This window comes from Arthrobacter sp. 1088 (assembly GCF_031455315.1).
GTDB lineage: Bacteria > Actinomycetota > Actinomycetes > Actinomycetales > Micrococcaceae > Arthrobacter.
In genome coordinates, this window is record NZ_JAVDSM010000031.1 from 1 (window position 1) to 4,979 (window position 4,979).

At 63.0% G+C, this 4,979-nt stretch carries 2 protein-coding genes; one reads left to right on the forward strand and one right to left on the reverse strand.

The window, feature by feature from the left end:
• Window positions 1–133: 133 nt before the first annotated feature.
• Entirely contained in the window at window positions 134–319 is a 186-nt protein-coding gene (locus tag J2Y41_RS22915) for a hypothetical protein (RefSeq protein ID WP_309931998.1), read from the reverse strand.
• 776 nt (window positions 320–1,095) lie between these two features.
• On the opposite strand from J2Y41_RS22915, the gene J2Y41_RS22920 reads away from it, so the two are divergent.
• On the forward strand, window positions 1,096–4,979 hold a 3,884-nt coding region (locus J2Y41_RS22920; RefSeq protein WP_309932000.1), incomplete at its 3' end, for a hypothetical protein.

Sequence of the window (4,979 nt, forward strand, 5' to 3'; positions counted from 1 at the left end):
GATGGAAGCCGGCCCTGAACGCCTTCGCCATCAGCTTCGACGGAAGAATCAACTAAATGCCAACCGTGGATCCACCGAAAATCGGACAGTCCCCGGAGCCAAGGAATTGGAACACCTCATGACAGCGGGCGGGCTACGTGGTTTTGTAAGTTTCGATACCGTAGTGATTGAGGCTCGCGAGGGACGACGCGATAGAGAGCAAAGCTTTGGCCGTCACCAGCTGGGCGTAACCGTCGGGAACGTTGCCGCCCTCACCTATTAGCGAAGTTACTTCATCTTCCAGCTCTGCGATTTCTTCGCGTTCAGCATCAGAGACCATGTTCATCCTCGTTCTGTGGTGGGTAGTAGCGGCTTACCCGATCACGCTACGTCAGATGATTCCTTGGGCGCTGTCACATCATCATGGAACCGCTTTGAACACCCCCATGTAGTTGGGTCATCCACCCCATGGTCTCGGATAGGGTCTAGCTCAGCTGCGCTCGGCCCCGCACGGTAGATGTGCGTTGTGCCGGCTGAAAACCCAGCCACAACGACTAGGTGAGACGGCAACGCCACGGCTTGGATGCTTCTATATTCGTCAAGTGCTCCGAAATCGGGCCACCGGGTGCCACCCCATGATCTACCGTCACGGAATGCCGGCTCCGTGGCTATTCAGATGTGCAGGAACGCGCCGTGCTCACAAACACACAGGCATCCGGCAGTGCCCCCTCGCTGTCTGATGCACTGCACTGGAGTCAACTGCGACTGAAAGCGGCAGTCGCCACTGTGAGGCGGTATCCGAGGGCCACTCATCCAGGATACCGCCTCTTCCTACACCCCCGTCATGGCGGATCCATAACCTTGCGCCTACCTGACAACCCTTTGGTGCGACTCCGCCATTCGCAAAGTTGGGCAAAAGCAACGCTTTTCGTCATGAAATCGTTCCCCTGCGGTTTTCCGGATGTGAGGTACGGCGCAAGGGGAGCCCTTGCGTCTCAACTTAACGGTTCCAGGGTTCGCTCAGCTCGTCAGTTGATGACGTTCTGATCCCGTCGGCCAGTTCTCTTGTCGTGCGAGGTCTCGTTTCCCCGGGTCGGACGAAAAATAGGGGCACAAATGTTAGGAATTCAACCGGGGCGTCACCGTTCCTGGACGTCGCCCGGCGGCACGCCGCTGGGCAAACTCGGCGCAAGCGGCACGATAGCCGCCTCTTTGGTCATGGCGCTCCTACTCGGGATCGTATTCATGGCCAATGCTGTCCCGGCGTTCGCAGCTCCGGTGTACCAGATCACTGCCCGTTGGGTGGATCAGCCTGCGCAGATCGCCCCGGGTGAGGTGGTGACCTCGGAGTGGCGGGTCAACGTCAACGACGACGCTGCGGCTCCGAGCAACGCCCCGGTGGATAACGTCACCTTCACCGTGACCGCAACGAATGGCAAGATCGCCTCGATTCCCGACATCTGTCTGACCACCGGCGTCACGCCGGTTTCGTCGATCTCCGCGGACGGGCGCACCCTGACCTGCAACCTCGGCACCCAGAACATGGGCACCGCCGCGGTCGTGCAGGTCCCGGTCGTGGCCGACGGCATCAACGGGTCTAAGCTCTCCCTGACCGGTGAGACAAACGGGCAGGCCGCCAACGTCGCGCCGATCCCGATCGTGGGGACGTTCGGGATGGACACCACCTGGACCGGCCCCAGCAACACCGGAACTACGTCGTCCAACGGCGACGGCACCTACAACGTGAACCTGCCCATTCAGTGGACGGTGAACCTGCTCAAGGGCAGCGTGGCGGGCCCCAATTCCGTCACCTACACCCTCGACCTGAGTTCGACGCAGGGCACCATCGACTCCGTCAGCTGCGGGAAGTTCGGCGGCAGTGGGGCCTCGGCTCACCCCTTCACCGTCGGGGCCGTTGGCGCGACGCCAGACAACTCAGCGCCATGGGTGGGGGGTTGCACGGTCGCCCCGGTCGCTGGGAAGCCGGGCAAGTACACGATGACGATCACCGGCATCGACTACTCCCGGACCCAGATCCCGAGAGTGGACTCGGGCGGTAAGCCGCTGCCCACCGACCGTGACGCGGTCGCTACCGGTCAGATCACCGTCCACGTGTCGAACTACTCCGCGGCCGGCAGCGTCGCGCTGCAGGCGAGTGCTCCGACCTATCAGTCCGTCGACCCGACGCTGACCGGCACCGACGACGCGGCCAACAACTCCGCGACCAAGACGTTCTCAGCGCCGGGCGGGTGGGCGTCCACTCTGGTCCGGTCCTACACCGGTAGCGGGGGCACGAACTGGGACGACACCTATCGGCTCAGCCCGGGTCAGGAGTACCAGTCGGACAACAACAGCGGAATCCAGGCAGCTCCCGGCATTGCCGGCACCAACAAGGTGATCAAGCAGTGCACGGTCGTGGACTACGCCTACGCGACTACCTCCAAGCTTCCGCAGGTGATCGCCAACGGCAGTCAGTTCGGCAACCCTGACTACGTTGTGCGGTACTACGTGGGCAACTCTGCGCTGTTGACCTCCGCACCTGGCTCCGGGTATGACCCGGAGGCGTTCGTGAAGGACTGCGATCAGGACCCGTCCGGCTGGACCACGACCCCGCCGGCCGACCTCAGAACGGTCAAGGCGTTCCGCCTGGAGCATAACGCCTCGGTCTCCGGCAACGTCGCCAACGTCTTCCTGGAAACCTTCGCCACGATCCGTGCCGGTGTGACGCCTGGGCAGGACATCTGGAAGTTCAGCTCTTTCAAGCAAGGCTCCAACCCGTGGACCTACCGGCCCGCCGATGTGATCACGCCAGTCTCCGGCGCGCGCTATCCCGCGACGAATGCGTTCCGCGACCTGCTTCGCACGGTGTCGGCCCGGCCGATCCTGTCTAAGTCTGCGGACCGGTCGGTGGCCAGGGTCGGTGGCCAGGTTACCTACACGCTGAACTACCAGGCGCTGGGCGGTGCGGGCTCTCCTCCGAGGGTGGACGACTTCGTCATCGAGGACACGTTGCCGTTGGGGATGTCCTATGTGCCTGGTTCGGCGTCGCCGGAGCCGGTGGTGACCACGGATGTCAACGGTCAGGACACGTTGACGTGGACGTTGGACGGGGTGCCGACGAGCCAGCGGTTGTCGTTGACTTACACGGTGGACATCGATGCGTCGGTGTCGCCGGGTGGGCAGCTGACGAACACGGCGACGGCGACGTTCGACGGGCAGACCACCAGGCCCACGACGGCCACGGTGACGACGGCCTCGAACGGGACGACGACTATTGGGAAGACCGCGGATGAGGCGTTCATTCCGAACGTGAACGGTGACGGTTCGGGTGCAGGTTCCTGGACGGTCACGCTCAAGTCTCAGGATCCGACTTCCCAGTCGTTCACGGACACGATCGACATCCTGCCCTACAACGGTGACGGCCGCGGAACCTCGTACAGCGGATCCTACGCCCTGACCGGCGTCACCGCCGTCGCGGGTTCTACCGTGTACTACACCTCCGCTGACCCCGCGACCCTGAACGATGACCCGGCCGATGCATCAAACGGCGCGTCCGGGAACATCGCAGGGAATACGGTGGGCTGGACCACGACCAAACCGGCGAACCCGACAGCGGTCCGGGTCATCGGCCCGGCGTTGGCGCCAGGTGCGACACAGGCGTTCAAGGTCAGCATCCAGACCACCGGTGCCAAGGGGGGGGACATTCTGGTGAACCGGGCCCAGGCACGGGCGCAACACACCGAACTCGTGATGCGCACCTCCGCCCCGATCAGCGTCGCCAACTACTACTCCGCGTCGCTGAAGAAGTACGTCCAGGACAAGGCAGGTGTTTGGCATGACGCGAACACCGTCGAGGACTACCCCACCTACCGGCCCGGGGACCAGGTTCCCTACCGCATTGTCCTCACCAACACCGGCCAGGGAACACTGACCAACGTTGTCGTCACCGACGACAAGTTCCCGGCCGAGGGCGGATTCACCATCGCTTCCCTGGCCCCGGGTGCCAGCCAGACCCACGAGTTCACGGCAGCCCTCGGTACCAACATTGGCTCAACATTCGTGAACACGGCCTCAGCCACCGCGGACACCCCTGCTGATTCGCAGGTCCCGCCCACGATCAACACCGATCCTGCAGGAGTCCAGGTCACCAACTACACCACGGTCAAGAGCTCGGACCCGGCTTCCGGCTCCACCGTTGTTCCGGGGCAGAAGGTCACTTACACGGTGACCGTGAAGCAGACCGGCTCCGCACCTGCTGATGCTTCGTTCACTGACGACCTGACCAAGGTCCTGGACGACGCCGATTACAACGGCGACGCCGTCGCCTCGGTCGGAACCGTCAACGTTGCAGGCACCGGGTTGTCCTGGAACGGGACGGTTCCCGTCGGCGGAACGGCAACCATCACCTACTCCGTGACGGTCAAATCGCCCCCAACCGGGGATCAGGTCTTGACCAACGTGGTGACCTCTGATGGCTGTGTTCAGTCCTCGGAATGCACCACCACCCACATCACCGGTGGGTACACGGTGAGCAAGACTGCGGATCCGGTTCCGGGTTCCACGGTCATCCCTGGCCAGAAGGTCAGTTACACGGTTCATGTGAAGCAGACCGGTGCCGGTGCCCTGACCGGGGTTATCGCTACCGATGATCTGTCCAAGGTCCTGGATGACGCGGCGTTCAACAATGACGCTGTGGCTTCGGCCGGGACGGCAACGTTCGATGCCGCCGCGAAGACCTTGGTCTGGAACGGTGACCTGCCGGTCGGTGCTGACGTCACGATCACTTACTCCGTCACTGTCGCCCCGCTGGGGACCGGCGACGGACAGCTGTCGAACGTCATCACCCCCACGTCCCCGGGCGGTGTTTGCGACACGGCGGTTGGTTGCACCACGAACCATGTTGAAGGTGGGTACACGGTGAGCAAGACTGCGGATCCGGTTCCGGGTTCCACGGTCATCCCTGGCCAGAAGGTCAGTTACACGGTTCATGTGAAGCAGAC

Excerpts from the sequence above, each read along its gene's own strand:
- J2Y41_RS22915 (WP_309931998.1), bottom strand. The coding sequence starts at position 319 with ATGGTCTCTGATGCTGAACGCGAAGAAATCGCAGAGCTGGAAGATGAA.